Origin of the sequence: Nostoc sp. CmiVER01, assembly GCF_034531135.2 — a bacterium.
Taxonomy (GTDB): domain Bacteria; phylum Cyanobacteriota; class Cyanobacteriia; order Cyanobacteriales; family Nostocaceae; genus Nostoc.
Map to the genome: position 1 here is coordinate 1 of NZ_JAVRBU020000065.1, position 658 is coordinate 658.

Consider the following 658-nt stretch of genomic DNA (forward strand, 5'->3'; position numbering starts at 1 on the left):
TTCGATAGGCACGTGACGTTAGGCGTTAGATTGCCGCCCCCCCCTAAGGGCGTCCGGCGATCGATCGTCGTGGATGGGGCGTGCCGGGCGAATGTGATCCTGACGGTGGCGCAGCCCGCACATGGGTGCAGTAAGTCGACAAAGGCGAACCGGACATCATCTCGATGTCCGGTCAACCCGCTGGCGTTACTCACGAGCTGTGAACTTCGACATGGGAAGGAGCTGCTTTACGGTTGGCGTCAGGTTGCTGTCGATCAAGTCAGTGTCAGGTAGATAGTGCCCACTTTGATTTGACCATTGGGTGAGGGTGCCACGGTCGAAGCTGATATCACCAGCATAGAGAACATCGTCTGCATGGCCTGGCGTGGTTTGCGTCATGGAGGTGTGGCCCATCCCGAATCCTCGACCACCTGTACGAGTAGGCATCAGCGCGATGCGATCAGGATGACGAAAAGGGATGACATAGTCGTATTTGCCATCAGGTATCCTGATGGTATCAAGGTCAACGTTCCTCATTCGATAGCCACTGGCGTTTTTAGGATCGAGCTCAAGCATCCAAACATCACCGCGTTTTGCAGGCGTTTGTATAGGCCGATTATTCATGGCTATCGGCGTGGCGTGGCTATAAAAGTCCTCAATCTCGCCCATAGCAAGACCA

The 658-nt window shown here is 54.9% G+C and carries 1 protein-coding gene; it reads right to left on the reverse strand.

The window, feature by feature from the left end:
• Positions 1 to 186: 186 nt before the first annotated feature.
• Positions 187 to 658: hypothetical protein (locus RMZ43_RS36005; RefSeq protein ID WP_428851029.1), on the reverse strand; the 472-nt coding region annotated here is incomplete at its 5' end.